The following is a 25,333-nucleotide window of genomic DNA, read 5'->3' on the forward strand; positions in this document are numbered from 1 at the left end:
AGGTGGTCTACACCGACACCGACACGAACCTCTCGCCCGAGGTGTTCACGATCTCCACCGCCGACACCGACTCCGGCGCGATCAGGGCCGCCCCGTCGAGGTTCGTGCCCTCGGCCGCGCCCTTCTTCGACACGACCCAGCTGCCCGCCTCCTCGCGGGTACCGTCCGCGCCGACCACGACGATCCGGCAGCGCTGGCCCTCCGGGATGCCGGTGACCGAGACGTTGAGCCGCACCCAGCCCGGGGCAGGCACCACGGCGGCGGTAAGCCGCGCCCCGGTGCGCGGGTCAGCGCCCGAGAGCATCTTGGTCCCCTCTGGACGGACCTCGCCGGGCGTCACGGTCACCGTCGGCAGCGCTACCTCGGTCGAGCCAGTCGAACGCCCGATCACCACTCCCGCGCCGAGCACGACCGCGGCCACCACAGCCGCCGCCACACCCGTGACCACCAGACCGCGGTTGCGCTTCGCCGCGGACTCCGCGCGCACCTGGTGCAACGTGCGCATCAGCAGCAGGTCGCCGTCATCCGGGGGCCCGTGCAGCAACGCCTCCTCCGGCAGGTCTCCTGCCATGTCCCGCACCTCCTCCAGGGCGGCCAGTTCGGCGCGGCACTCGCCGCAACCCGCCAGGTGCTCTTCGACGGCCTGGCGCTCGTCGGTGTCCAGCACGCCCAGCGCGTAGGCGCCGAGCATCGGTGTCTCGTGCGTGCTCATGCCGACACCCCTTCCAGTGCGCCGCGCCGCCCGGCCATCGCCACGCGCAGCGCCTGCAGGGCGTAGTGCGACCGGGATTTGACCGTGCCGGGGGCGATCCCCAGCTCCGCGGCGGCCTCCGCCACGCTCCGGTCGCGGAAGTAGATCTCCAGCAGCACCCGTCGGTGGTCCTCGGAGAGCCCCTCGATCGCGGCCAGCACGCTCATCGAGTCAACCACCCGCTGGGAGTGGTCGCGCGAGACCGGCACCGTGGTGGGCGACTCGGCCACCTCGGTGGGCCGGGCGGCCTTGGCCCGCACCTTGTCCACGATCAGGTTCCGGGCCACGGTGAACAGCCAGGCGCGGACCGATCCCTCCTTGTCCAGCAGCGCGTCCGCGTGCCGCCACGCCCGCACCAGGGTCTCCTGGACGACGTCCTCGGCGGCCGCGCGGTCGCCGGTGAGGCGCACGGCGTAGGCCAGCAGGGCCTTGCCGTGCTCCTCGTAGAGCGAGCGCACCAGCGCCTCGTCCCTCGATGTCGCCCGTGCCCGGGCGAACAGCCTCGCCATGCCGACTCCCTGTCCAAACGGCGTCCGGTTGCGCTTCCCCCCTGACACGGCCGCCGGGCCGGGGTGGTTCGAAGCGATTTCCGACTAGCAGACCCGACCCTGGTTCACGCAGGTCACGACCTCGTCCATGGCCTTGTCGGTGCGCACGTTCACGAAGTGCGCGTGGTCGGAGGCGGACGCCCGGTCGGCCACCTCCGGGAAGCTGTCGATGCTGAACAGGGCGTCCGGCGCCAGGTCGTAGCCGACCTCGATCCGCAGCCTGGGCACCGGGAAGCTGCCGTGCGGGCAGGAGCCGTCGGCGCTGGGGAAGCGCAGGTGGGCCTTGTGGTCGGGGCTGTCGGTGCTCCGGCCGTCCCAGCAACTCGGGAAGTCGAAGACGCGCAGCGTGCGGGAACCGGACGGGCAGCGCGGGTACGAGGTGGTGCGGCGGTCGTCGAACCCCGCGCACGTCCAGGTGGCGCGCGCGCCCGGGCCCGCCTTGGCGTCGCCGGTCACCGTGCGCAGGAACCGGGGCATGCCCACCACCTCGCTGACCGGGCTGCCGAGGAAGGTGATCCGCACCGAGTCCGGCGTGCGCGGGCTGTCGTGGTGGCCGCCCAGGCGCAGCACCGGCCAGTAGTAGGTGGAGGCGTCGCCGTCGCGGCAGGACGTCGGCGCCGCGGCCAGGGAGGCGTTCGTGCTGAACGCGTCGGTGGACTCGTTGCCCACGTAGTCGTGCAGGTGGTGGGCGCCGTCGCGGACGCCGGGGGAGGCGACCAGGTTGTCGGAGTTGCGGTGGCCCTCGCGCCCGCAGTCGACGGTGTAGCTGCCGGCGGCAGCGCCGCGGCCGACCGCCGGGGCCGGGGTGGGGGCGACATCGCCGATGTCGACGCGGGACTCCGGCGGGGCGCCCGCGCAGGCGGCGGTCAGCACGCCGACGGCGAGCAGCGTGCTGAGACGGATCACGCGATCACTCTGGTACCGGGCCACAGCCGACCAGTGAACACGATCATGCCCCCCGATGGCACCGTGATGAACGACCCCACAGCGCACGACTCCCCGCGCGGGGCGGCCGTCGCGGCGACGGGTGCCGCCGCGACGGCCGCGGTCCAGGACGGTAGGGGGTGCCCGTCCTGGACCGGCCTCACCAGAGGTCGACTTCCTCGTCGTCCTCCGGTTCGGCGGGTCGTGGGCGCCGCGGCAGGCGCACCGGTGCCCGCGGGGCCCGCGCGCGCTCCTCGGCGGCGTAGTGCTCGCCGTGGTCCTCGGCGCCACCGGGGTCCGGGTTCTCCTCGTCCGGCAGGAACATGTTGACCATGCGCATGGCCTCGGTACCCACGCCCATCGGCGCGAACGCCGCCGCCGCCTGGTGGGTCGCGCGGGTCCGGGCGGCGGCCACCGTTCGCATGATCACCGCGGTGAGCCGGGCCGGGCCCAGCTCGCAGGCCCGGTGGCCCAGCCGCAGGTCCTCCAGCGCGCCGGTCAGCCCGAGGGTGACCGTGACCGACCCGTCCGGCGCGGTCAGCACCACCCGGTCGGTCGCCAGCCGCTCGGCCAGCTCGGTCGACCGCGCGCGCAGGTCGGCCACCTCCCGCAGCGCCTGCTCGAGCGGCGCCGGGTCCTGGTCGGCGCTCACGGCGCCGTCGCCAGGATGGTGTCGAGCCGCTGGGTGATCCGCTCGTTGTCGCTGGGCGCCAAGCTCAGCCAGTGGTCGTCGAGGATCACCAGGTAGCGGCCCGCCGCGGTGTCGAACCAGCACACCACCGGGTGTGCCCGCGAGCGGCCCGCGCTGACGCCGAACTGCCCGCCCGCGACCCGGGACTCGGCCAACTCGCCGAGCACGGCGTAGTCCGGGTTCGGCACACCGGACTCCAGGACGCCGGATCCCGGCCCGCTGTCCTCGCCGGTCAGCTCGGCCACCGCCACGGATACCGCGTGTCCAGGGCCGGGTTGTCCCGCGGGTAAGAGGTCGACCACCGCCCGCGGCAGCTGCGCGTGGCGCAGTTCGCGCAGTGTCACGGTGTCGTCGGCGTGCACGACCGCCAGCGCGCCCGCGCCGTCACGCACCGCGCCCAGCGCTCGGAACGGTCCGCCCGGACCGAGCGCGGGTGAATCGGTCGGTAGGTGACCTACCGCGTCGACCGCGTAGCGCGGCGCGGCGAGCACGGTGAACAGATCGATGAGCAGTCCGTCCGGGCCTCGACCGGTCCACAGCCCGCGCTCCGCCAGGCCGTCGCGCACGCGCTCGGTGATCTTGGCACGCTCGGCCGCGGTAGCGCCGACGCTCGGCACGTCCAACGGGTAGGGCAGCCTGCCGAGCCGCTGCGTGGACCAGAGCACGTCGAACTCCTCGGTGCTGAGCCGGATCGCGGTCACTCGCGGACCCAGCTCTTGGGTGTGAACGTGGCGCCGATGACCGCGGGGGCCACCCGCTCCTCGTCCTCGAAGATCGACTCGCCCCGCACGTACGGCGCGGACTTGCGCTCCTTGTCCGGCTCACCCTTGCTCCCGCCGCCGCCCGCGCCGCCGGGGAAGCCCGACTGGCCCGCGCCCGGCTGGGCCCCGCGCGCCGGTGCGCCGCCTGGTTGGCCGGGTGCCCCGGCGACCACCCGGGCGCCAGACCCGGGACCGCTCTGCCGAGCCGCGCCGCCGGCCGGACCGCCTGTCGGGCCGAAGCCCGCGACCCCGGAGCCCCCGCCCGGCGAGCCCACGACGCCTGACCCGGGTCCACCCGGCCCCGGTCCGCCGAAACCCGTCGGGCCGAAGCCTGCTGGGCCGAAGCCGCCTGCCCCACCTGGGCCGAGTCCATTGGGGACAATCCCGCCGGGGCTGAAGCTGTTGGGGCCGAGGGATTGTGGCCCGCCCAGGGTAGAGGCCGAGACCGGCGGGAAGGTCGACGCCGTGCTGGTCGCGGTGTACTGCGGCGGGTACGGCGCCCCGGACCGGTCCGGCGGGGTCCACTCGCCGCCGGAGGCCGGGTCGAACAGGTCACCGGACAGCGCACCCTGGTCACCCGCCGTCAGGTCTTCACCGCCACCCGACGGGTTGTCGAAAGCGTTCCCGCCCAACGGGTTGGTGCCGAGCGCGTCTGCACCGGCCGCGATGAGCCGCTCGCCCAGAGCCGTGGTGGCGCCCAGTACCGTGGTGTCGTTCGCCGTCGTGGGCAGGGCCGTGTCGGGCGGTAGGGCGAACACCGGCAGCGCCTCGTCGACCGCGCGCGAGTTGGTCTCCAGCTCGGTCATCACCTCGACGGCCCGCTCGTGGCCGGAGCGGGACAGCTCGTTCATCCGCTGCAAGTCCTGCAACGTGAGCAGGAAACCGCCGATGCCGCCGACACCGAAGCTGCCGAACAGCACCGACGGCCAGCTGAACTCGACCGGTTCCGGCATGCTCGCGCGGGCCCGCTCGGCGTGCGCGCCCTGTTCGCCCAGCCGCACCGAGATCGTGGTCGCCGTCGCGGCGGTCTCCCCGCCCCAGTCCGCGAGGGTCGTGGTCGAGGCGCGAGCGGCGGTCGCCGCCTCGCCCTGCCAACCGGACTCGGTCCCGCGCACCGCCTCGGCGAACCGGGTCGCCGAGGAGACCATCGTCGCGCCGAGCTGCTCCCACTCGTGCGCCACGGCCGCGGTGGCGCCGGGGTCGAGGTCGGCGTGCACGGAGAAGTGCAGTTCCAGGTGCGAGCGCGCGGCCCAGTTCACCGGGTCGGTCAACACCAGGTCGGTCCCCATCCGGGCGCTCATCAGGCGTCCACCGTCCGCAGGGACCAGGCGCGTTCGTGGTCGGTGTCCTGGTAGTCCGCCATCGCGCTCGTGACGGCCGTCGTCGCCGCGGCCAGCACCTCGACGTAGCGGCGCAGCACGACCACGAACGAGGTGTCGTCGCTTTCCGCGCGGCGGCGGAACTTCCCCGCCATCGCGACGCCGATGTCGTTGCGACCCAGGGGAATCGAGCACGCCAACGCCTGCGCGCGCTCCAGCCAGCCGTTCGCGTCGTCGGACTGCCCGCGCAGTGCGGAGACCAGCCGCGCGCCTGCTCCCGGCTCGATCGTGACCCGTCCCGCGCGGATGTCGTTCGTCAGCGCGACCACGCCGCTGATCGCCGCCCGCATCGCGGCGCCGCGCAGCGCGGTCGCCCCATCGGAGAGGGGAATGACCTGCGGCGCCTCGACCACTGGGTCGTCCGCGGCCGTCTCGATCTCGGGTTCGAAGTCTTGCACGGTTCTCCTTGCCGGTCAGGGGTGACGGGGGTTGTCGCGCTGGGCCTGCCTGCCCCGTTCGGCGGACCACTTGATGTCCGAGAGCTCGACCACGCCCTTGGTGACCGCCTTGCCGACCCAGCCGATCCACTCCTTGGAGCTGTCCAGGTCGGCGGTCTTGCGCAGCCACGGGTAGTGCTTGGCCAGCAACGCGTTGGTCTTGATCCGCTCCTCGCCGCGCTTGAGCAACGCCCAGGAGTTGGGCGCGCGCGTCTTGAGCACGTGCTCGTGGTACTTGAGCCAGGGCCCGGAATACGGCTTGGGCGGCGTTGGCGGTGGTTTCGCCACCGGTGTGGTCACCGAGGTGAGCGACGGCGTCCTGGTGACCGGCCGGACCGTGACCGGCGCGACCGTGGACGCCGTGGTGGTGGACGCGGTGGTGGTGAGCGGTGCCGTCGTGGTCCGGACCGGGGTCGGTGGGCGGGTGGTCCCGGCGGCGCCCGCGCTGCCCGGCCGCACCTGGCCGGTCTTCGACAGCGAGGTCATCCGGGCCGCCGAGCGGCTCATCAGACCCATCGCCTTGGCGATCTTGGCGAACGCCGCGCCGAGGACCGTGGCCATCCGCACGCCCAACCAACCCAGGAACCCCACGATCGAGGTGCCGCCGGTGATCGGGGCCAGCGCCAGCGCGGTGAGACCGGCCGCGATGGCGTCGCCGACCAGTGTGGTGATCAGGTCGCGGACCAGCGAGCGCACCACCGACACCGCCGCCGCGCACCCGTGCACGATGTAGCCGATGGTCTCCGTGGTCGCCGCCAGGGCCCGCAGCTCCAGGTGGTGGAACTTCATCGCCGGCTTGCAGCTCTCCGCCGCCAAGCCCTGCCAGGGGTCGATCACCGACCGGCCCGCGTCGAACCGGGCGTCGACCTCGGTGAAGGTCTCGGCCAGCGCGTGCGTGTTCTGCGCGACCAACTGTGCCTGGTCGGGATCGCCCGCGACCCAGGTGAGCAGCGTCCTGGTCGGCTCGAAGTGCTCCACCACCCAGCCCAGGCCCGCCGAGATCAGCGAGCCAAACGGGTTGAACACGAACTTGACCACGTCGAAGGCCAGCGCGACCACGTCCACGCCGATCTCCACGCCGAGCCGGGCGACGTCCTCGCCCTGCGCGGCCCGGATCGCGCCGATGTCCCCGATCAGGTTCGCGCCGGAGTCGAAGATCCCCGCGCCCGCCGTCGCGCTGGTCCGCGGCGCGGTCAGGTTCGGGGTGGTCACGCGGTGGTGAAGCTGTCGGCGGCGTCGAGGTCGGTGCCGACGTACCGCGCGACGATCGCGCGCAGCTCGTCGGCGTCGTGGCGCAACTTCGCCGACCGCTGGGCGCAGGACTGCTCCAGGCTGTCCATCGCGATGTGGGCGACGCCGCCGAACACCTGGCCGAGCAAGTAGCCCCAGGCCTGCGGGGCCCAGTGGTCACCCATCCGGGCGGCGGTGTCGCGCACCCAGGTCGCGGCTTCGTCGAGGGTGCCCGCCATCGCGGTCAGGTCGGCCGGGGACACCCGGACCTGCTGGGGGTTCGTCATCTTCCCTCTCAAGTGGACAGTCAGGGGCGGGCGGAGATGTAGCGGGTGCCGTCGGCGCCGACGACCTCGACCGCGGCGACGGCGCCGAGCCGGACCGCCGCGGCTCCGCTCAGCTGGGCGGGCGCGGGCGCCGAGACCCAGCTCGCGGCCTGTTCCCGTACACCGCCGGTGGTGACCACGACGAGCGCGCAGCGCTTGCCGTCGGGAACCCCGGTGACCGTCGCGGTCACCCGCACCCAACCGTTCTCCGAGGTCAGCGCGGCGGTCAGTCGGACACCGGTCGTCGGGTCGGTGCCGAACACCTCGGTGGGCGGCAGCGCCTGGGCCGGTGGTGGCACCTCGGGGGGAGGCGGGGGACTGGTCGTCGTCGGAGTGGTGGTCGGGGTGCTGCTCACCGCGGTCGGTTCCGCTGCCGCGGTCGGGCTGGTGCTGGTCGGGTGGCTCGCACGCGGTGGTGTCGCGGTGCGGGATGTCGGGTCAGCGGGCCGCGCGGCCGAGTGGGTCGTCGCGGCGGCGGTTGGTTCCCGTCCGACGGACGGCTGCTGCGGCGGTTGCTCGGCGACCGCGCGCTCGGGCGCCGACCGCCCGACGAGCACACCGACGCCCACCGCGGCGGCGACCACCACTCCGGCGGCAGCCGCGGTCAAGATCCGCACCCGGGTTCGCCGGGCCCCGGCCTCCGCGCGGACTTGCCGCAGCGTCCGCCGCAGCAGCAGGTCGTCGGTGGGCCTGGTGCGCAGCAGGGCCTCGGGTGGCAGCGCCTCGGCCAGCTCCAGCATCGCCCGCACCGCGTCCAGTTCGACTCGGCAGGGCGCGCAGCCCGCCAGGTGCAGCTCGGTCACGCGGCGCTCCTCGTCGTCGAGCACGCCCAGCGCGTACGCGCCGAGCGGCGGGCAGCCCCGGGTGCTCATGCGGGGGTCCTCTCCGGTGCGCCCACCATCGCGAGCCGCAGCGCTTGGACCGCGTAGTGCGACCGGGACTTGACGGTGCCCGGCGTGATGCCCAGCGCGCGGGCCGCGTCCGCCACGCTCCGGTCGTGGAAGTAGATCTCCACCAGGACCCGGCGGTGGTCCTCCGAGAGCCGCTCGATGGCCGCCAGCACGCTCATCGAGTCGACGACGCGCTGCGCGTGGTCGACCAGCACCGGGTCGAAGGCGGGCGACTCGGCCACCTCCGCGGGCCGCGCGGACCGGGCCCTGACCCGGTCGATGACCAGGTTCCGGGTCACGGTGAACAGCCACGCGCGCACCGAGTCGGCGTTCGCCGCCAGCGCGCCCGCGTTGCGCCAGGCCCGCACGAGCGCCTCCTGCACCACGTCCTCGGCCGCCGCGCGGTCGCCGGTGAGCCGGGTCGCGTAGGCGAGCAGCGGTTGGCTGTGGTCCTCGTAGAGCGAGCGCACGAGTGCCTCGTCCGTCGAGGTCGTCTTGGCCGGGCCGAACAGCCTCGCCATCCCCGACTCCCTGTCCTCCGGCGTGCGGTGGGCCTCCCTGCTGACACGGATGGCGGGGCGTGCCGGTTCGAAGTGGAGCGCAGCTGTTGTCCAGACCACACGGGACAACCGCGGCGGCGGCTCCGCGCGTCTCGGGCGCGTTCTAGTTGCGGTCCAACAACATCCCGACGCCGAGCCCGGCGGCGCCGCTGACCCCGGCCACGCCGAACCGGCCCGCCCGGCGCTCCAGCTCCGCCACGCAGCCGCCCACCATGATCGCGCCGGTGGCGCCGAGGGCGTGCCCCATCGCGATGGTGCCGCCGGAGGGGTTGAGCCGCTCCGGGCCCACGTCGAGGTCGCGGCGCAGCCGCAGGCACAGCGCGGCGAACGCCTCGGCGAACTCGAACACGTCGACCTCGGCGGGCAGCACGTCCGCCCGGAGCATGGCGCGCTCCATCGCCGCCTGCCCCGCGGTCAGCATCGTCACCGGGTCGTGCGCGACCACCGACGACGCCACGATCCGCGCCCGCGGCGCCAGACCGAGCACCCGGGCGGCGCGGTCGTCGCCGATCAGCAGCAGCGCGGCGCCGTCGGCCAGGGCGGGGGAGGTGCCGACGGTGTGCAGGTGCTCGATGCGCTCGGGCCAGGCCCGGCTGGACAGCGCCAGCTCGTCCTGGCCGTCGGCGCCGATCCCGGCGAACGCGGGCGGCAGCGCGGCGAGGGCGTCGCGGCTGGTGTCCGGGCGGACCAGTTCGTCGTGGTCGAGCCCGCCGAGCGGGACCACGACGTCGTCGAACGCGCCCGCCCGCCACGCCGCGGCGGCCTTGTGCTGGGACTCCAGCGCGTAGCCGTCGAGGTCCTCGCGGGTGTACCCGTCGATGGTGGCGTTGAGGTCGGCCGCCACGCCCATGTGCACCGACCCGGTGCGCCGCACCACTTCCACATCAGTCCACAGTGGAGCGCGATCGGCGAACACCGGCACCCGGGAGCCGCTCTCCACTCCGCCGGCCACCGCCAGACCGAGCTCGCCGCCGCGGATCCGGGCCGCGACCTGGGCGACCGCGTCGATGCCGGAGGCGCAGAACCGGTTGATCGTCAGCCCGGGGACCCCGTCGCCCCAGCCCGCCAGCAGCGCCGCGGTCCGGGCGAGGTTGCCGCCCTGCTCGCCGACCTGCGACGCGCACCCGAGGACGACGTCCTCGACCGTGCCCGGGTCGAGCGCGGGGACGCGGTCGGTCAACGCGCTCAGCAGCCCGGTGACCAGGTCGAGCGGGGTCAGGTGGTGCAGTCCGCCGCGCGCGCTCGCCCGGCCGCGGGCGGTGCGGACGTAGTCGAGCACGTACACCTCGCCGCGCACCGCACACCCCCTTCGAACACCCCTCCGCCGGAGCCTGGCCTGGTCACTCTGCCAGTTGTAGTCTCGTTTTCCCGGGACTGGCAAGCAGCGCCGGGAAAGGGAGGGTGGCGCATGGTCGCGGTGCTCGGCGGTTACCAGACCGACTTCGCCAGGAACCTCACCCGAGCCGGTGGCGAGGTGTCCGACCTGGTCGCGGAGGTCGTCGAGGGCACGCTGGCGGCGGCCGGGACCGGGCCGGGGGAGGTCGGCGTGATCCACGTCGGCAACGCGTTCGGCCAGCTGTTCACCGGCCAGGGCCACCTCGGTGCGATGCCCGCCACAGTGTGCGACGAGCTCTGGGGCGTGCCCGCGTCCCGGCACGAAGCGGCCTGCGCCTCCGGCGGGGTGGCGCTGCTGGCGGCGATGGCCGACCTGGAGTCCGGCCGCTACGACCTGGCCCTGGTGCTCGGCGTCGAGATCGAGCGGACGGTGTCCGGCGACCAGGCCGCGCGGCACCTGGGCGCGGCGGCCTGGGTCGGGCACGAGGGGGCGGGGGCCACCTACCTGTGGCCGCACATGTTCGGCGAGCTCGCCGAGGAGTACGACCGCCGCTACGGCCTCGACGGCGCGCACCTCAACGCCATCGCCGAGCTGAACCTGCGCAACGCCCGGGCCAACCCCAACGCCCAGACCCGCGCCTGGACCTTCCCCGCCGCGGGCTTCACCGACGACGACACCGCCAACCCGGTCGTCGAGGGCCGGGTGCGCAGGCAGCACTGCAGCCAGGTCACCGACGGCGCCGCGGGCGTGGTGCTCGCCTCCTACCGCTGGCTGCGCGAGCACCGCCGCCCGGGCATCTCCCGGGTGCTGGGCTGGGGCCACCGCACGGTCGGCCTCCCGCTGGCGGCCAAGCTCGCCCGCAGCGCCGACGAGCCCTACGTGCTCCCGCACGTGCGGCAGGCGATCCTGGACTCCTTCGGCCGCGCCGGTGTGTCCGATGTGGACGACCTGGACGGCATCGAGGCGCACGACTGCTTCGCCATGTCGCAGTACGCGGCCATCGACCACTTCGGGATCACCGAGCCGGGCAAGTCGTTCACCGCGGTGGAGAACGGCGACCTGGAGATCGGCGGCCGGATCCCGGTGAACCCCAGCGGCGGGCTCATCGGCGGCGGCCACCCGGTCGGTGCCAGCGGTGTGCGGATGGTGCTCGACGCGCACAAGCAGGTCACCGGCACGGCCGGGGCGTACCAGGTGGACGGTGCGAACCGGTTCGGCACGCTCAACATCGGCGGCAGCACCGCCACCACGGTCGCCTTCGTCCTGGGCGGCGCCAACTAGGCAGGGGGAGTCCACAGTGGACATCGAGATCCTGGGTCGGGCGCTGAGCACCCTGCCCGCAGACGACGACCACCCCTACCGCAGCGGCCCGTGGCGCCCGCAGACCGTCGAACGCGCCGCCACCGACCTGGAGGTCGTCGGCGAGGTCCCCGCCGACCTCGACGGTGTCTACCTGCGCAACACCGAGAACCCCGTCCACCCCGCGCTCGCCACCTACCACCCGTTCGACGGCGACGGCATGGTGCACGTGGTCGGCTTCCGCGACGGCAAAGCCTTCTACCGCAACCGCTTCGTGCGGACCGACGGATTCCTCGCCGAGCAGGAGGCGGGCGGCCCGCTGTGGGCGGGCATCGCCGAGCGGCCGGAGTCAGCGCCGCGCCACGACGGCTGGGGCGCGCGCGGCCGGATGAAGGACGCGTCGAGCACCGACGTCGTGGTGCACGCCGGTGCCGCGCTCACCACCTTCTACCAGTGCGGTGAGCCCTACCGGCTCGACCCGCTGACCCTGGACACCCTCGGCAAGTCCCCGTGGTCGCCCGAGCACGGCGTCTCCGCCCACCCCAAGGTCGACGAGGCCACCGGTGAGCTGCTGTTCTTCAACTACGGCAAGGACGAGCCGCACCTGCGCTACGGCGTGGTCGACGCGGCGAACCAGCTCACCCACTACACCGACGTGGCGCTGCCCGGCCCGCGGCTGCCGCACGACATGGCGTTCACCGAGAACTACGCGATCCTCAACGACTGCCCGCTGTTCTGGGAGCCCGACCTGCTCGCCAAGGGCGTGCACGCGGCGCGCTTCCACCCGGAGCTGCCGCTGCGGCTGGGTGTGCTGCCGCGTAAGGCCGCCGGCGACCGGATCCGCTGGTTCGAGGCCGACCCGACGTTCGTCCTGCACTTCGTCAACGCCTACGAGGACGGCGACGAGATCGTCGTCGACGGCTTCTTCCAATCCGACCCCGAGGGCCGCGGCGGCACGTTCCCCGGCGATCCGGCCCACGCCAAGCTCTTCCGCATGCTCTCCCTCGACGGTATGCGGACCCGGCTGCACCGCTGGCGCCTGAACCTGGCCACCGGGCAGGCGACGGAGGAGCGGCTGACCGACTCGATCACCGAGTTCGGCATGGTCAACTCCCACTACGCGGGCCGTCCCTACCGCTACGCCTACGCCTCCACCGGCGAGCCGGGGTGGTTCCTCTTCGACGGCCTGGTCCGCCACGACCTGCACACCGGCGGCGAAGAGCGCTACCGGTACGGTCCAGGGGTGTTCGGCAGCGAGACCGCCGTCGCCCCGCGGGTCGGCTCGCGCGCCGAGGACGACGCTTACCTGATCACCATCACCACCGACGTCAACGCCGACCGCTCCGAGTGCCTGGTGTTCGACAGCGCCCGGGTGGGCGACGGCCCGGTGGCCCGGATCCGCCTGCCGGAACGGGTTTCCAGCGGCACGCACAGCACCTGGGCGGCGGGCGACCGGCTACCCGGCTGGCGCACCGCCGACGACCCGGCGACCGCGGTGGGGCTGCCCACGCCATGATCCACCCGCCCGACCGGCCCAGCGCGCTCGGCGCGGGCGGCGCTAACGCCATCGCGTTCGCCATCGGGGTCGTCGCGGACGAGTGGACCCTGCTGATCCTGCGACACGCGCTGCAGCGCGACGTCTTGCGCTTCCAGGACTGGCAGGAGCTGCTGCCCATCTCCAGCGCCGTGCTCACCTCGCGGCTGCGGCACCTGTGCGAGGCGGGTGTCCTGGTGCCCCAGGAGTACGACGACCGCCCACGCCGCTTCGAGTACCACCTGAGCCCGCGCGGTGCCGCGCTGTGGCCGGTGCTCGCGACCATCGGCGCGTGGGAGCTGGCCTGGGCCACCGACCACGGCGAGCGGGTCACGCCGTTGCGGCACCGCGACTGCGGGCGGCACTTCGAGCCGGTGCCCGCCTGCCGCACCTGCGCCGAACCGGTCACCCAGCGCGAGATCACCGCGGCGTTCGGCCCGAGCGGGTCGTGGCCGCGCTCGGCGCCCAACACCACCATGCGCCGCCGGTCCAGCGGGTCCACCAGCCTGGGCGCCGGGTTCTTCCCGCAGAGCCGGGCGCTGATCGGCAACCGCTGGTCGGCCGCCATGCTCGGCGCCGCCTACCTGGGCGCACACCGGTTCTCGGAGTTCCAACGCCGACTCGGCGCGCCCGCGACCGTGGTCGCCGACCGGTTGCGCACCTTCCGCGACCTCGGCGTCCTGACCGCCTCCGGTTCCGCGGACCGCTCCAACCGCTCCACCTACCGGCTCACCGACAAGGGCCGCGCGTTCCTGCCCGTCGTCATGTCCGCGATCGATTGGGGCCAGCGCTGGTTCCTCGCGCCCGAGGGGCCCGCCGTCGTCCTCGGTCACCGCGGCACCGGGCACGAGTACGCCCTGCTCCTGCTGTGCTCCGAGTGTCGGGCGCCGCTCTCCGGCCGCTCGATCGAGGCCGCGGCCAGTGTGTGAGGAAATCACCGGACCCCGTGCAACCCGGCTCCGGCCCGCCTCCGTCCTGTGGGCATGAAACGCCTAGCAACCATGATTGGCGCCGGCGTTCTCCTCGCGGCCATGACCGCCTGCGCCGGACAGGAGACCGCGTCCACACCACCTGGACAGTCGGTGCCCACTTCTACCGCGCCGTCCGTGCCCACGACCGCACCGGGTGAGCCGACCGCGCCGTTGGACCCCACGCAGCCCTCGGGTGAGCCGGAGCGCCAGCCCGCGCGCACGCCCCCGGACGGCGCCGCGCCGGTCCCGGCCGCGCAGGTCGACGCGACCGGGCTGGTGCAGGACTACCCGACCATGGCGTGGACCGACGACGGTGGCAAGACCGTCGGCGTCCAGGGCCAGGAAGGCGGCTGTGGCAAGGCGAGCGCCGAGGTGACCGAGCAGTCCGACACGCAGGTGGTCATCACCCTGGTCGAGACGCAGCCGCCCAAGCCCGCGCAGTGCACGATGGACATCCGCTATCCCAAGTTGACGGTCGAGCTCGCGAAGCCGTTGGGGGAGCGCAAGATCGTCCTCAAGAGCGAACAGCGCACGAAGTGACGAATCGGGTGTAGGCGACAGACCTTCCCTCCATGGTGCCCCGGTCGGTATTGCCCCACCGACCGGGGCACCGCTCTTGCGCGTGAGCCCGGCCCACCGTGCAACCGCGACGGCGTCGACTACCGTCCTGGGGTCATGAAGACCACTCTGTCCACGGCCGTCGCGGCCCTGGCCCTGCTCGCGCTGGCGGGCTGTGGCGGCACGTCCGACCAGGCGAGCCCGGGCACCACCACGCCCGCGGCTTCGTCGGCGGCCACCGTCCCGTCCGACTCCGCCGCCCCGTCCGACCCCTCGGCCCCGCCGCAGTCCCCCGGCCCGGCCCCCACCAAGTCGCGCGCGCCCGAGGTCACCGTCAAGCCCGGTGGCGAGGTCGTCGTCCCGGCGGGCTTCAAGGAGCTGCCCGCCAAGCAGGTCGACGTCAAGGCGCTGCCCGAGGCCTACAAGGAGCGCCGCGTCTGGGCCTCGGCCGACGGCAAGTCGCTGCAGCTCGTCGCCGTGGCGCGGGACGCCTGCGCCGGCGTCGACGCCCAGGTCGTGGAGTCCACCGACAGCACCGTGAAGGTCTCGCTCACCCCGATGACCTCGCCGCAGGGTGGTGCCGAGGGCGGCAAGGTGTGCGCGATGGTGCTCACCCCGCGCGCGGTCGAGGTGCCGCTGGAGAAGGCGGTCGCCAACCGCACCGTGGTCGTCGTCGAACAGGGCTGATCCCGGTGGGGAGGGCCCGTCGGACCCTCCCCACCGCGTGACCTCCGTCACTGAGCAGGTTGGACGTGAGCGGCTTTCGCGTGCGACTGACCACCCGATAGTGGCGGCGTCCGCGCTGACCAGACCGCCCAATATCACGGTGAGTAGTAGATTCGCTCCTTTTGCCCGTCGATTCGGCTGCGCGTCACATTGTGTTTGCCTTCTCCGTTGCGCGGGGTAGCGTCGCCGCGAACGTCACGGTTCGGTTACGAGGGCAGTTCCGGGTCCCCCGCCCGGCACTACTCGGGTCCCCCGCCCGAAGCCCGACCGGATCTCCCCGAGACGGAAGGCAAGGCACCGCCATGTCCGCTTCCCCGAGCGGCGATCCACGCTGCCCTGCGCCCGCGAACGGCGCAGGGGGCAGACACCGCAAGAAACGCACCGCACCGCGCGGGCACTTCATCGCCACCGCCGTCGCCGCGGGCGCGGTAGTGGCCATCGGCCAGCCGTTGCTGGCCGCGCAGAGCGTCCCGGCCGCCCAGGAGGGCGGTGTCCGCGCCGACGTCCTGCGGATGGCCTTCACCGCCCCGGCCACCACCACCGCGGGTACGCCCGCCGCGGGCGGGGCCGTCGTCGAGGCGGAGAAGCTCCAGCGCGCGGGTGACGTCCGCGCCGCTGTCGCCCAGCGCGAGCGCGTCGCGGTCGAGAAGGTGGCCGCCGACCAGGCAGCCGCGGAGAAGGCGGCCGCGGACAAGGTCGCGGCCGAGAAGGCCGCCGCGGACAAGGCGCTGGCAGACAAGGCGGCCGCCGACAAGGCCGCCGCGGTCAAGACCGCCGCGCCCAAGGCCGTGGCGGGCAAGGCGGTCGCCCCGCAGTCCACCAACGGTTTCGTCAAGCCCGCCCAGGGCCGCTTCACCTCCGGCTTCGGCGGTCGCTGGGGCAGCACGCACTACGGCGTCGACATCGCCAACGCCATCGGCACCCCGATCCGCTCGGTCGCCGCGGGCACCGTGATCGAGGCGGGCCCGGCCAGCGGTTTCGGCCTGTGGGTGCGCGTCCAGCACGACGACGGCACGGTGACCGTCTACGGCCACGTGAACACGATCCTGGCCGCCAAGGGCAAGCGGGTGGCCGCGGGCGAGCAGATCGCGACGATGGGCAACCGCGGCCAGTCCACCGGCCCGCACCTGCACTTCGAGGTGTGGCAGGCGGGTGGCCGCAAGATCGACCCGTTGCCGTGGCTGCGCGCCCGCGGCATCACCCTCTAGGCCTGGTGGTCGGCGGGCCAACCGCCGTAGGGCACGGTGATCGCTTCCAGGTAGTGGCCGTCGGGGTCGGTGAAGTAGACCCCGCGGCCACCGTCGTTGGTGTTGATCTCACCCGGCCGGGCCATCCTCGGGTCGGCCCAGTGCTCGATCCCACGCTCGCGGACGCGCGCGTAGAGCGCGTCGAAGTCGTCCTCGCCCACCAGGAACGCCAGGTGGGACGGGGGGAAGTCGACGCCGGGCTCGGCGTAGTCGAGCGCCACGCCGTTGTGCAGCTGAACGGAGACGAAGAAACCCGCCTCGACGGGTTCGGGGAGTCCCAGCACCTCGCTGAGGAAGCGGGCCGCGGCCCACTTGTCCTTGGCCGGGACGATCGTGTGGTTGAACTGGATGGACATCGGTGGATCCCTGTGGTTCCAGTGCCTCCATGCGGTGGCGGGGTCCGCCACAGCACGCGACCGGATCATGAGAACACCGGGGGGCCGCGCCCGTCAAGGCGCGGCCCCCCGATATGTCTACTGTGGACTTACCGGCGGAAGCCCACCTGCAGTGTCGGGGTGGACGTCCCGGCGAAGAAGTCGTTGCCCTTGTCGTCGACCACGACGAACGCCGGGAAGTCCTCGACCTCGATGCGCCACACCGCTTCCATGCCCAGCTCGGCGTACTCCAGCACGTCGACCTTCTTGATGCAGTCCTGCGCCAGCCGCGCCGCCGGGCCGCCGATCGAGCCGAGGTAGAAACCGCCGTGCGACTGGCACGCCTCGGTCACCTGCCGGGAGCGGTTCCCCTTGGCCAGCATGACCAGCGAGCCGCCGGCGGCCTGGAACTGCTCCACATAGGAGTCCATCCGGCCCGCGGTGGTCGGCCCGAACGACCCGGACGCGTAGCCCTGCGGGGTCTTCGCCGGCCCGGCGTAGTAGACCGGGTGGTCCTTGAGGTAGCGCGGCATCGGCTCGCCCGCGTCCAGCCGCTCCTTGATCTTGGCGTGCGCGATGTCGCGCGCCACCACCAGCGGACCGCTCAGCGACAGCCGGGTCTTCACCGGCAGCGCGGACAGCGTCGCGCGGATCTCGCCCATCGGCCGGGTCAGGTCGATCCGGACCACCTCGTCGGAGAGCTCCTCGCCGTGCACCTCGGGCAGGAACCGCGCCGGGTCGCGCTCGAGCTGCTCCAGGAAGACCCCGTCCGGGGTGATCTTCGCCTTGGCCTGCCGGTCGGCCGAGCAGGACACCGCGATGCCGACCGGGCAGGACGCGCCGTGCCGGGGCAGCCGGATCACCCGGACGTCGTGGCAGAAGTACTTGCCACCGAACTGCGCGCCGATGCCGAACTCGCGGGTCAGCGCCAGGACCTGCTGCTCGAGGTCGACGTCGCGGAAGGCGTGCCCCAGCGCGGAACCCTCGGTGGGCAGCGTGTCCAGGTAGCGGGCGGAGGCGAGCTTGGCGACCTTGAGGTTCTGCTCCGCCGACAACCCGCCGACCACGACGGCCAGGTGGTACGGCGGGCACGCCGCGGTGCCGAGGCCGCGCAGCTTCTCGTCCAGGAAACCGGCCAGGCGCTTGGGGTTCAGCACCGCCTTGGTCTCCTGGTAGAGGAAGGTCTTGTTCGCCGAACCGCCGCCCTTGGCCATGAACAGGAACTCGTAGACCGGCGCGGTCCCCGGCTTGGTGTGGATGTCGATCTGCGCGGGCAGGTTCGTGCCGGTGTTCTTCTCGTCCCAGAAGGTCACCGGGGCCATCTGCGAGTAGCGCAGGTTCAGCTCCTGGTAGGCGTCGTGGATGCCCTTGGCCAGCGACCGCTCGTCGTCCCCACCGGTCAGCACGGTCTCGGTGCGCTTGCCCATGACGATCGCGGTCCCGGTGTCCTGGCACATCGGCAGCACCCCGCCCGCGGCGATGCAGGCGTTGCGCAGCAGGTCCAGCGCGACGAACCGGTCGTTGCCGCTGGCCTCGGGGTCGTCGACGATCGCCCGCAGCTGCGCCAGGTGCGAGGACCGCAGCAGGTGCTGGATGTCGGAGATGGCCGCCTTGGCCAACAGCGTCAGCGCCGCGGGCTCGACCTCCAGGAAGCGCCGCCCCGCCGCCTCCACGACGCGGACCCCGTCCGGGCTGACCAGCCGGTACTCAGTGGTGGTGTCCGGGCCGAGCGGCAGGACGTCGGTGTAGTCGAAGTTCGTGGTGGTGGCGGTCACGATGTGCGGGCTCCCTTGCGCGCGTCCGAGTTCCCTGAAACGTACCCCTCCCCCCACCACCGCGACCCCCCTCACCACGTGGCCCTCCCCACGCCGATCGCCGGTTCGCCCGGCCCGGTCAGGCGGTCCTCAGTGGCAGCCGAGCCGCCGCCTGCGGGCCAGCCACAGGGGGTGGGCCGCGGCCCGTCCCGACTCGTCGAGTGCGCCCCAGACCCCGAGTCCCGCGGGGCCGGAGGTGCGCCACTCCAATTCCAGGCACGCATCCTGGACCGGGCACCCCTGGCACATCCGCGCCGCCAGCTCCCGGTCCGAGCGCGCCGCCGCGACGTAATCGTGCGGCGCGTCGGTCTCGGCCATCCCCATGCACTTCCCGTCCCGATCGACGACCGCCGCCAACACCTCGACCGGCACCGAAATCAACCGGTAGGCCCCGGTGCCGTTCCTGAACCCAGCCACCACACACACCACCTGAGAGTCGAATGCGCACTGTTTCCCCGACCGCCAACAGCATCGACTTGGTCCAGGGCGGAATCACTGGAGATGACGTCAGCACATCGCCAGGCCAATTCTAGCCGCCTTACGGATGATTTCATCCATACCACGTCGAGAGGCTTGGAAAAGGGGGCCGGACTGCCGACCGCAAATGGCGGAAGCGCTACTCTCGGACCTCGGCGGCGAGGCGTGGAGGAGTTCCGTGGCGGGCGTGACGGGGGACTGGGCGAAGGTCTCGGAAGAGATCAAGAAGTACATGCGGGACCGGGAAATGAACCAGGCCGATCTCATTCACTCGTCCGGCATTTCGAAGATGATCGTCTCCGAACTCCAGAACAACAGTCGCGAGCGCAGTCGCGCCGACCACATTCTCCGGTCGATCTCGGAAGCCCTCGGTCTGCACCGCGACCACTTGCGCGACATCGCGAACGGCAACACCCCACGGCCGCCGAGCGCGAACCCGCAGAGCCCCGACGAGGACTACTCGGCACACCGTCTGGACGCCATCGAATCCCGGCTGGACGAAATCCTCAGCGAGGTGAAGTCGATGGGCAAGTCCCTGGCCACCGACCTGTCCGAAGTCAAATCCAAAATAGACGTGAACCACCCCACACCCCCCACCAAGTAGCCCACCCACACCCCCCGGGCCCCACCCAGACGCGCCTCAGCCCCCGGATGCCCCCGACAAACCCCCGCGCATCCCACGGCCACCACGCGGGACGCCTTCTGTGCTTAGCCCGGTGGGCGAGTCGGCCATCGTCCAGCACCCGGCCCACCCGCCGACGCGATCGCCAAAACCCAACCAAGCACACGGGACCGCACCAACCACGCACCCATGCGATCGCCGAAGGCGTGAGCGAGCCCTCATCCGACCTCGCTGACCCCACGCACCCGAGCCCTCATCCGACCTCGCTGACCGCGGCCACCCGATGCGATCGCCGAAGGCGTGAGCGAGTCCCCCACGAGACCACGCCGGTTAGGTCACCGACCGCACCGCGGGCGACAAGCCCATCGGTCACATAACCCGATGAGAGGGCCGCCAGGCCCAAGCGAGCCCACCCAACTCCCCACCCAACTCCCCACCACCCATGTGATCGGCGAAGCCGTGAGCGAGCCCCAGGCGACCACGCTGGTTCCGCGGCCGATCGCACCGTGGGGGTCTGGGGGCTCGGCCCCCAGAGACGACCCTGGAGGCACCCCCCGGCGAGTGCGCTCCACGAGCAGGGGGTGGCGTGCCGGAAGGCCGGGGCGGCCCCCGGCCGTCCCGACCTCCCGTCGCGTGCGGCCGCGGGACCGAGTTGCCGTCCCGCGCCGCGTGGTCTGTTGTCGCTTACGCTGCCGTGACTCGGGTCACATGTCAACGCTGCATTGGAGTGACGTCGTATTGCAGCCAGCAAGTTGCACTGACGGCTGACCCGGTGGTCCGGGCGGTGGTGGCCCGGGGTCGCCCCCCGGGCCACCGGTGGCTCAGCTGGCGTAGGCCCGCAGCTTCTCGGCGCGCTCGCCCTGGCGCAGCTTCGACATGACCTCGCGCTCGATCTGGCGGACCCGCTCGCGGGAGAGCCCGAAGCGCTTGCCGATCTGGTCGAGGGTGCGCGGCTGGCCGTCGTCGAGGCCGTAGCGGAGCCGGATGACCGACTGCTCGCGGTCGTCGAGGGTGGCCAGCACCCTGCGCATGTCGTCCTGCAGCAGGCCGGAGATGACCGCGCTCTCGGCGTCGGTGGCCTCGCCGTCCTCGATGAAGTCGCCCAGCGGGGCGTCCTCCTCCGAGCCGACCGGCATGTCCAGGCTCACCGGGTCGCGGGCGTGGTCGAGCAGGTCGGCGACCTTCTGCGGGGTCAGCCCGGCCTCCCGGGCCAGCTCGTCCTTGGACGCCTCGCGGCCGAGCTGCTGGTGCAGGTCGCGCTTGATCCTGGCCAGCTTGTTGACCTGTTCCACCAGGTGGACGGGCAGCCGGATGGTGCGGCCCTGGTCGGCCATGCCCCGGGTGATCGCCTGCCGGATCCACCACGTCGCGTAGGTCGAGAACTTGAAGCCCTTGGTGTAGTCGAACTTCTCCACCGCGCGGATCAGGCCCAGGTTGCCCTCCTGGATCAGGTCCAGCAGCGGCATGCCGCGGCCGGTGTAGCGCTTCGCCAGCGACACCACCAGCCGCAGGTTCGCCTCGAGCAGGTGGTTCTTGGCGGTGAGGCCGTCGGCGATCAGCGCGCGCAGCTCGGCGCGGCGGGCGGGGGAGAGCTGCGGCGCGGTGTCGAGCATGTGCTGCGCGAAGACCCCCGCCTCGATGCGCTTGGCCAGCTCCACCTCCTGCGCCGCGGTCAGGAGCGCGGTGCGCCCGATCCCGTTGAGGTAGACGCGCACCAGGTCGGCCGCGGGCCCCTGGGCGTCGAGGTCGGCCTCGTAGTTGAGCTGCTGTTCTGGCTCGCGCTGCTGCGGGACCGTCATGATGGCTCCCTCCCCCTGTCGCGGTGGTTCTGACAGTCAAAACGTTGCGGGGTGTGGATTCGTTCCCCGGTTTCCCCACTGTGATGACGCCAAGCGCGAACCCGCGGTTGCTCAGGCATACCTGAGGTTTAGCTGAGAAGTCCGGCGCTGCTGGTAGACCCACGCTCGCAGCAGCGGCTATGGGGTCACATCCACCCGAAGGTGGAACCCCCCCCGTCAACCGTGTGGGTGAGATGACCGTCCCATGACGACGGTCAGCCCCTAAGGGTTGCTCAGATGTCCAGCAATACGGTGAACGGACCATCGTTGACGCTCGCCACCGACATCTCCGCGCCGAACCGACCGGTCTGCACTCGGGCGCCCCGGTCCCGCAACCGGGCCACCACCTCGGTGACGAGCGGCTTCGCGTGCTCCGGTCGGGCGGCCGCGGTCCAGGATGGGCGCCGTCCCTTCCGGGTGTCGCCGTAAAGTGTGAACTGACTCACTACGAGTAGTGGTGCACCGGTGGTGGCGCAGGACTCCTCGTCGCGCAGCACCCGTAGTTCGTGCAGTTTTCGAGCCATCGTCTCGGCCTGCGCGGCGGTGTCGTCGACGTGCACCCCGAGCAGCACCAGCAAACCGGGCTCATCGATCCGCCCGACCGCCTCACCCGCGACGACCACGGACGCGCTCAGCACCCGAGCGACTACCGCCCGCACACCGGCCCCCGTGCCCGCGCGGTGCTCAAGCGAGTTCCTTGGGCAGCAACATGCCGTGGGTCACCAGGTCGGTCACCACCGGTAGCGCCGCGGCCACCACGGCGTCGGCGGACAGGCCGTGGGCGCCCGCGAGCAGGCCCAGCAGGTCGGCCAGCGGCAGCTGCCCGCGGCAGCCCGCCAGCAGCGCGGTGACCAGCTCGTCGGTCTCCTGCTGCCAGCCGGGGCCGTCCGTGCGGTGCAGCCTGCGCACGAGCTCGCGCCAGCCCCCGTCGCCCGGCTCGGACACCCGTTCCAGCACGACCGCGGGCGGGACGACGAACGCCGTCGACAGCAGCCGCTTGGGGTCGGCGTGGGCGCGCAGCCAGGCCACCCGGTCCAGCCAGCCGCCCGCCTCGGGGCCCAGCGGGTCGTCGTAGGCGTGCCGCAGGTCCTCGCAGGCCACCTCGGTGTCGCTGTCGGTGGCGCGCAGGGTGACGAACCCGAAGCCCACCCCGACCACGTCGTTCTCGTCGAACCAGTCGAGCCAGGCGCCCGCCTTCGCCGACCCCTCGGCCGAGCGCGGGTCGATGCCCGCGTCGCGCAGCCAGGTGCCCACGTACATGGCGGGCTCGGCCACGTCGCGCTGGACGAACCAGGCGTCGACGCCCTCGTCCGGCAGCCAGCCGGTGACCCGCTCCGCCCAGTCCGCACCCCGCCGGTGCAGCCACGACGCCAGCAGCTGCCCGACCCCGCCGGGCGCGAGCACGCCGGGCAGACCGCGCACGACCAGCTCGCTCGCGTCGTCGCCCGCCAGACCGGAGTCGCGGTAGACGTAGTCCACCCGCGGTGGCCCGACCACGAACGGCGGGTTGCACACGACCTGGTCGAACCGCCTGCCCGCGACCGGCTCGAACCACGAACCGCGCGCGGTCTCCACGGTCACCCCGTTGAGCCGGAAGGTGGCCGAGGCCAGCGCGAGGCAGCGCTCGGACAGGTCGGTCGCGGTGATCCGCGCCGCGTGCCTGCTCGCGTGCAGCGCCTGCACACCGCACCCGGTGCCCAGGTCCAGCACCGACCCGACCGGCCTGCGCAGCGTCGCCCGGGCCAGGCTGAGCGAGGCGTGCCCGATGCCGAGCACGTGGTCGGTGCCCACCGGCGCGCCCGAGTGGTCGGAGTCCAGGTCGGCCAGCACCCACCAGGACCCCTGGTCGTCGCCGTAGGGCCGCAGGTCCAACCCCGCGCGGATCTCGTCGCCGTCGGCCACGAGCAGCCCGCTGTGCACCGCCTCGTCCAGGTCGACCCCGCTCAGCGCGGTGCGCACCCGGGCCCGCGGCTGCGCGTCGCCGACCAGGAACAGCCGGATGAGCGTCCCCAGCTCGGACCCGTCCCGGGTGGCTCGCCTCGCGGGCTCTGGCTCACCTCGCCCGAGCGCGGCGTGCGCCTGGTCACCCAGGGCCGCCACCACCCCGTCGGCGTCGTACCCGACGGCCAGCAGCGAGTCGTGGAGCCGATCGCAGAACTCGGCGGAGAGGAGCGGGAGCACAGCCGAATGCTGTCACGCCGCACCGCTCCCGATCGGGTGGACCACCCGAAGTCCAGGCCCGATTCGTCCACCGGGGTCAGAAGCGGCAGACCAGGTGGTAGTGGCCCGGAAGCCGGTAGCGGGCGATGATCTCCGCGCCTGCTGTCGTGACCGCGTCCCGGGCGCGCGAAGCGTCGCCAAGAGGGCCCAGCACAGACAAGAGGCCGCCGGACCGTAAGGGGGTCGTGACAGCGCGCAGCAGCCACGCCGGGTTGTCGGCGTACTGCAGGAGGTCGTGGCACAGCACCAAGTCGAAGTCCCCCGCGCGGAACAGGTCCGGGGCGTCTTCGGCCGCCGCCTGCACCACGTGCACGACGACGCCGTTGGAATAAGCGCGAACGAGGGCGTCGACCAAGGCCGCGCCCGCCGGGTCCAGGATGGTGACCTCGTGGCCCAGCACGGCCAGCGGCACGCCCTCCTCGCCGCAGCCCCCCGCGACATCGAGGACCCTGCACGGCGTCGGTACGTGCCGCGCGAGATTGGCTTCGACCACGGCCCTGCGGGCAGGTGCCTCGAACCCCTCGACCGTCATACCCAATCTTTTTACCGGCTGGCGACGAAATGTCATCGAGGGTCTACCCGTATGGCGCAGTTGGCCCGCGGGGATGAGAGGATGACAACGGAGGTGGTGTCGTGAAGGGCTCCGAGCGGGACGACACCCCGGTTCTGATCACCGAGGCCGCGCCGTCGTACGAGGACCAGTTCGCCGCGCGCAAGCGCAAGTACATGATCATGATGGGCCTGCGGCTGCCCTGCCTGCTGCTGGCCGGGATCTTCCACAACACCTGGTGGCTCGCCCTCGGCTTCGTCGCGCTGTCGATCCCGCTGCCCTGGATGGCGGTGCTGGTCGCCAACGACCGCCCGCCGCGCAAGGCGGAGAAGGTCAACCGCTACCAGCGCGACGCGACCCAGATCGAGAACGCCGACCGTCAGGTCATCGACGGGTGAGTCGGCTGAGTCGGCTGGGCGCCCACCTGGCCCACCGCCCGCGCGCCTGCCGCGACTCCCGCTGCCAACGCCGCTCGCGCTGAACCGCCGGACAACCAGGCGGACAGCAGTCCGGCGTTGAACGCGTCCCCCGCGCCTGTCGTATCCACGCAGGCGACCTCAAGCGCCGGTACGGATACCATCGACGACCGCTCCATCCACGCGGCGCCCTCTGCGCCGTACGTCACAGCTACCGCGCCGACCACGTCGAGCAAGCTCTTACCGCCCAGCGCGCGGAACTCGTCCGCGTTGGGCAGCAACAGGTCGACACCGCGCACCGCGTCGACGAACGCGTCCCGGTCGCGCAAGAGCGTCACCGACTGGGGGTCGACGGACGTGGTCAGCCCCGCCGCCCGCGCTGCCGCCAAGACCTCGACGCCGGCAGCGCGCGATGCTTCGTCCAAGAGCACGTACCCGGACAGGTGCAGATGACCGGCGCCCGATAGGTCCACCAGGTCTGACGCCTGCAACCGGGCGTTCGCCCCGCGGTCCGGCAGCATGGTGCGTTGTCCGGTGCCGTCTACCAAGACCACTACGCACCCCGTAGACGCATCCGGGTCGACGGTGAACGCGCAGCACACTCCCCGCGCGGTCAACTCCGCACGCGCTTGCGCTGCCGCGCTGTCCTGCCCGACTCGGGACACCAGCGTCACGCCCACACCCAGCTCGGCCAGCCACGCCGCCGCGTTCGCCCCCGCGCCGCCCGCGCTCAGCGTGATCCGCGCGCGCGAGTCGTCCCCGTGCGCGATCGGTCCCGCGTGCCGGGCGATCACGTCGAGCGCGGTGTCCCCGACTACCACTACCGCCACGTTCGCCGCCCTTCCTGGGAAATC

General features: G+C 72.7%; 28 protein-coding genes. 8 read left to right on the forward strand and 20 right to left on the reverse strand.

The window, feature by feature from the left end; genetic code table 11:
* Nucleotides 1-7: 7 nt before the first annotated feature.
* The 12 genes from QSK30_RS11355 to QSK30_RS11410 form a co-directional block, all read right to left on the reverse strand.
* Nucleotides 8-712: an anti-sigma factor family protein gene (locus tag QSK30_RS11355; protein WP_285502049.1), complete on the reverse strand. Its 705-nt coding sequence runs from the start codon at nucleotides 710-712 to the stop codon at nucleotides 8-10.
* A complete protein-coding gene (locus tag QSK30_RS11360; protein WP_285502051.1) occupies nucleotides 709-1,260 on the reverse strand; it encodes a sigma-70 family RNA polymerase sigma factor in 552 nt (183 codons plus the stop codon). The genes QSK30_RS11355 and QSK30_RS11360 overlap by 4 nt, the downstream gene beginning before the upstream one ends.
* Before the next feature lie 84 nt (nucleotides 1,261-1,344).
* Nucleotides 1,345-2,205 carry a DUF1996 domain-containing protein gene (locus tag QSK30_RS11365; RefSeq protein ID WP_285502053.1) on the reverse strand — a complete coding sequence of 287 codons (861 nt, stop codon included), beginning with the start codon at nucleotides 2,203-2,205 and terminating at the stop codon, nucleotides 1,345-1,347.
* Nucleotides 2,206-2,383: 178 nt separating this feature from the next.
* Nucleotides 2,384-2,875 carry a YbaB/EbfC family nucleoid-associated protein gene (locus tag QSK30_RS11370; protein ID WP_285502055.1) on the reverse strand — a complete coding sequence of 164 codons (492 nt, stop codon included), beginning with the start codon at nucleotides 2,873-2,875 and terminating at the stop codon, nucleotides 2,384-2,386.
* Nucleotides 2,872-3,615, reverse strand: coding sequence for an ESX secretion-associated protein EspG (locus QSK30_RS11375; protein ID WP_285502058.1), 744 nt, complete (start codon nucleotides 3,613-3,615; stop codon nucleotides 2,872-2,874). The genes QSK30_RS11370 and QSK30_RS11375 overlap by 4 nt, the downstream gene beginning before the upstream one ends.
* Nucleotides 3,612-4,976: a PPE domain-containing protein gene (locus QSK30_RS11380; protein WP_285502060.1), complete on the reverse strand. Its 1,365-nt coding sequence runs from the start codon at nucleotides 4,974-4,976 to the stop codon at nucleotides 3,612-3,614. Before QSK30_RS11380 ends, QSK30_RS11375 begins: the two co-directional genes overlap by 4 nt.
* Nucleotides 4,976-5,452 carry a hypothetical protein gene (locus QSK30_RS11385; RefSeq protein WP_285502062.1) on the reverse strand — a complete coding sequence of 159 codons (477 nt, stop codon included), beginning with the start codon at nucleotides 5,450-5,452 and terminating at the stop codon, nucleotides 4,976-4,978. Before QSK30_RS11385 ends, QSK30_RS11380 begins: the two co-directional genes overlap by 1 nt.
* 15 nt (nucleotides 5,453-5,467) lie before the next feature.
* Complete coding sequence (locus QSK30_RS11390) at nucleotides 5,468-6,703, reverse strand: hypothetical protein (RefSeq protein WP_285502065.1); 1,236 nt, start codon at nucleotides 6,701-6,703, stop codon at nucleotides 5,468-5,470.
* A complete protein-coding gene (locus QSK30_RS11395) occupies nucleotides 6,700-7,008 on the reverse strand; it encodes a hypothetical protein (RefSeq protein WP_285502067.1) in 309 nt (102 codons plus the stop codon). Before QSK30_RS11395 ends, QSK30_RS11390 begins: the two co-directional genes overlap by 4 nt.
* Nucleotides 7,009-7,028: 20 nt before the next feature.
* The gene (locus tag QSK30_RS11400) at nucleotides 7,029-7,919 is read right to left on the reverse strand and encodes a zf-HC2 domain-containing protein (protein ID WP_285502069.1); all 891 of its coding nucleotides are present in this window, start codon (nucleotides 7,917-7,919) and stop codon (nucleotides 7,029-7,031) included.
* Nucleotides 7,916-8,458 (reverse strand): sigma-70 family RNA polymerase sigma factor, encoded by a 543-nt coding sequence (locus QSK30_RS11405; protein ID WP_285502071.1) that lies wholly within the window; start codon nucleotides 8,456-8,458, stop codon nucleotides 7,916-7,918. Before QSK30_RS11405 ends, QSK30_RS11400 begins: the two co-directional genes overlap by 4 nt.
* A gap of 142 nt (nucleotides 8,459-8,600) precedes the next feature.
* Nucleotides 8,601-9,794 carry an acetyl-CoA C-acyltransferase gene (locus QSK30_RS11410; RefSeq protein ID WP_285502073.1) on the reverse strand — a complete coding sequence of 398 codons (1,194 nt, stop codon included), beginning with the start codon at nucleotides 9,792-9,794 and terminating at the stop codon, nucleotides 8,601-8,603.
* 111 nt (nucleotides 9,795-9,905) lie between these two features.
* On the opposite strand from QSK30_RS11410, the gene QSK30_RS11415 reads away from it, so the two are divergent.
* The 6 genes from QSK30_RS11415 (at nucleotide 9,906) to QSK30_RS11440 (ending at nucleotide 16,129) form a co-directional block, all read left to right on the forward strand.
* Complete coding sequence (locus QSK30_RS11415) at nucleotides 9,906-11,114, forward strand: acetyl-CoA acetyltransferase (protein ID WP_285502075.1); 1,209 nt, start codon at nucleotides 9,906-9,908, stop codon at nucleotides 11,112-11,114.
* 16 nt (nucleotides 11,115-11,130) lie between these two features.
* Nucleotides 11,131-12,648: a carotenoid oxygenase family protein gene (locus QSK30_RS11420; RefSeq protein WP_285502077.1), complete on the forward strand. Its 1,518-nt coding sequence runs from the start codon at nucleotides 11,131-11,133 to the stop codon at nucleotides 12,646-12,648.
* Entirely contained in the window at nucleotides 12,645-13,595 is a 951-nt protein-coding gene (locus tag QSK30_RS11425) for a winged helix-turn-helix transcriptional regulator (protein WP_285502079.1), read from the forward strand. Before QSK30_RS11420 ends, QSK30_RS11425 begins: the two co-directional genes overlap by 4 nt.
* Before the next feature lie 102 nt (nucleotides 13,596-13,697).
* Nucleotides 13,698-14,177, forward strand: coding sequence for a hypothetical protein (locus QSK30_RS11430; protein WP_285502080.1), 480 nt, complete (start codon nucleotides 13,698-13,700; stop codon nucleotides 14,175-14,177).
* Between the two features lie 135 nt (nucleotides 14,178-14,312).
* The gene (locus QSK30_RS11435) at nucleotides 14,313-14,882 is read left to right on the forward strand and encodes a hypothetical protein (protein ID WP_285502081.1); all 570 of its coding nucleotides are present in this window, start codon (nucleotides 14,313-14,315) and stop codon (nucleotides 14,880-14,882) included.
* Nucleotides 14,883-15,223: 341 nt separating this feature from the next.
* Entirely contained in the window at nucleotides 15,224-16,129 is a 906-nt protein-coding gene (locus QSK30_RS11440; RefSeq protein WP_285502082.1) for a M23 family metallopeptidase, read from the forward strand.
* On the opposite strand, the gene QSK30_RS11445 is transcribed toward QSK30_RS11440, so the two are convergent.
* The 3 genes from QSK30_RS11445 to QSK30_RS11455 form a co-directional block, all read right to left on the reverse strand.
* On the reverse strand, nucleotides 16,126-16,524 hold the full coding sequence (locus QSK30_RS11445; RefSeq protein WP_285502083.1) for a VOC family protein: 399 nt from the start codon (nucleotides 16,522-16,524) through the stop codon (nucleotides 16,126-16,128). The genes QSK30_RS11440 and QSK30_RS11445 overlap by 4 nt on opposite strands.
* A 128-nt stretch (nucleotides 16,525-16,652) precedes the next feature.
* Nucleotides 16,653-18,317 (reverse strand): fumarate hydratase, encoded by a 1,665-nt coding sequence (locus tag QSK30_RS11450; protein WP_285502084.1) that lies wholly within the window; start codon nucleotides 18,315-18,317, stop codon nucleotides 16,653-16,655.
* A 129-nt stretch (nucleotides 18,318-18,446) separates the two neighbouring features.
* Nucleotides 18,447-18,773: a WhiB family transcriptional regulator gene (locus tag QSK30_RS11455; RefSeq protein WP_285502085.1), complete on the reverse strand. Its 327-nt coding sequence runs from the start codon at nucleotides 18,771-18,773 to the stop codon at nucleotides 18,447-18,449.
* 238 nt (nucleotides 18,774-19,011) lie between these two features.
* Between QSK30_RS11455 and QSK30_RS11460 the strand changes: the two genes are divergently transcribed.
* Nucleotides 19,012-19,437: a helix-turn-helix domain-containing protein gene (locus QSK30_RS11460; protein ID WP_285502086.1), complete on the forward strand. Its 426-nt coding sequence runs from the start codon at nucleotides 19,012-19,014 to the stop codon at nucleotides 19,435-19,437.
* An 839-nt stretch (nucleotides 19,438-20,276) separates the two neighbouring features.
* Here QSK30_RS11460 and QSK30_RS11465 read toward each other — a convergent pair.
* The 4 genes from QSK30_RS11465 to QSK30_RS11480 form a co-directional block, all read right to left on the reverse strand.
* Nucleotides 20,277-21,254, reverse strand: a complete 978-nt coding sequence (locus QSK30_RS11465) for a sigma-70 family RNA polymerase sigma factor (protein ID WP_285502087.1) — start codon at nucleotides 21,252-21,254, stop codon at nucleotides 20,277-20,279.
* Between the two features lie 272 nt (nucleotides 21,255-21,526).
* Nucleotides 21,527-21,952 (reverse strand): D-aminoacyl-tRNA deacylase, encoded by a 426-nt coding sequence (gene dtd / locus QSK30_RS11470; protein ID WP_285502088.1) that lies wholly within the window; start codon nucleotides 21,950-21,952, stop codon nucleotides 21,527-21,529.
* 25 nt (nucleotides 21,953-21,977) lie between these two features.
* Complete coding sequence (locus QSK30_RS11475) at nucleotides 21,978-23,474, reverse strand: DUF7782 domain-containing protein (RefSeq protein WP_285502089.1); 1,497 nt, start codon at nucleotides 23,472-23,474, stop codon at nucleotides 21,978-21,980.
* Between the two features lie 76 nt (nucleotides 23,475-23,550).
* Entirely contained in the window at nucleotides 23,551-24,045 is a 495-nt protein-coding gene (locus tag QSK30_RS11480) for a class I SAM-dependent methyltransferase (RefSeq protein WP_285502090.1), read from the reverse strand.
* Between the two features lie 101 nt (nucleotides 24,046-24,146).
* On the opposite strand from QSK30_RS11480, the gene QSK30_RS11485 reads away from it, so the two are divergent.
* Entirely contained in the window at nucleotides 24,147-24,461 is a 315-nt protein-coding gene (locus tag QSK30_RS11485; RefSeq protein ID WP_285502091.1) for a DUF3099 domain-containing protein, read from the forward strand.
* Here the strand turns inward: QSK30_RS11485 and QSK30_RS11490 are convergent.
* Nucleotides 24,443-25,309, reverse strand: a complete 867-nt coding sequence (locus QSK30_RS11490) for a carbohydrate kinase family protein (RefSeq protein WP_285502092.1) — start codon at nucleotides 25,307-25,309, stop codon at nucleotides 24,443-24,445. The two genes, QSK30_RS11485 and QSK30_RS11490, sit on opposite strands and share 19 nt — an antisense overlap.
* Between the last annotated feature and the right edge of the window lie 24 nt (nucleotides 25,310-25,333).

Origin of the sequence: Actinokineospora sp. NBRC 105648 (genome assembly GCF_030269645.1) — a bacterium.
In the GTDB taxonomy this organism is placed as follows: domain Bacteria; phylum Actinomycetota; class Actinomycetes; order Mycobacteriales; family Pseudonocardiaceae; genus Actinokineospora.